This is a genomic window from Synechococcus sp. R55.7 (genome assembly GCF_047461955.1).
Lineage (GTDB): Bacteria > Cyanobacteriota > Cyanobacteriia > Thermostichales > Thermostichaceae > Thermostichus.
On the sequence record NZ_JANSIC010000465.1, the window covers coordinates 1 to 720 of the forward strand.

Annotated in this window: 1 protein-coding gene; it reads left to right on the plus strand. The window is 61.4% G+C overall.

Features of this window, described 5'->3' with window-relative positions:
* A partial coding sequence (locus NW820_RS13150) for an FAD binding domain-containing protein (protein ID WP_414407741.1) occupies positions 1-720 on the plus strand: 720 nt, incomplete at both ends.

Below are 720 nucleotides of genomic sequence, written 5' to 3' on the forward strand. Positions count from 1 at the left end.
GGCTGGAACTGGCTGGCCGGGGGGACTTGGCTCTTCTCACAGCCGCAACCCCACCTGCGGGGACTGATCGATTTGCATCCTCTGGACTGGAACGAGCTGGAAATCAGTGCAGAAGGGTTAAAACTGGGGGCAACCTGTACCTTCCAGCAACTGCTGCAATACCCTTGGCCGCCCCATTGGCCGGGGATCCGCGCCCTGTGCGAGGGAATGGCATCTTTGGCCTCTTTTAAGGTGGCCCACTTGGCAACGATAGGGGGAAATCTCTGCCTGGCCCTGAGTGTCGGTGTCGTAGCACCCGTGTTGATCGCTCTTGAGGCCACCTACACGCTGATCGATCTGCAGGGATCCCTGCGCCACATCCCCGCTCAGGACTTTCAAACCGGCCCCCAACAAACTCTGCAGCAGCTGGGCGAAGCCTTGCGATCCATCTGGATCCCGGCCCAACGGCTGCGCGGCCCCAGCACCTTTCAGCGGCTCGGCATCACCCAAACGGATCCCGCCTTGGTGATCGTCGCTGGATCGCGCGATCCCGACTCAGGCGATTATCGCTTCGGGCTCAATGCTGCCCTTTCACCCCCACAACTGGTGCGGCTGGGATCCCGGCCCGATCCAGAACATCTTCCCCAACTTTTGGCAGAGCAAGCCCACGGCTGGATCGCGGATTTTCGGGCCAGCGCCCTTTACCGCCAACGCATGAGCGAGGTATTGATTCGCCGCTGT